The following is a 236-nucleotide window of genomic DNA, read 5'->3' on the forward strand; positions in this document are numbered from 1 at the left end:
CCAGGAGGGCGGATTTCTCGGCCAGGGCACGCTCGGCGGATTTCAGCTCTGTGACGTCGGCGAAGACGCCGCAGATGGACCCACGGAGCGCAGCACGCCCGGAAAGCCCGGGCTCGCCCTGGTCGACGCCGCGGACCTGCACCTCCCGGACCTCGCCCGAGGGCTGACCGAGGCGCAGGGACAGGTCGAAATCCGCGCCGCGGCGGATCGCGCCTGCGAGTTGCCGCGACACGGCG

General features: G+C 72.9%; 1 protein-coding gene. It reads right to left on the reverse strand.

The window, feature by feature from the left end:
- Positions 1-236, reverse strand: a 236-nt coding sequence (locus AC0IWM_RS23940; RefSeq protein ID WP_471759177.1) for a hypothetical protein, incomplete at both ends; no start/stop codon positions are given.

The organism is Methylobacterium sp. AC433, from assembly GCF_979253015.1.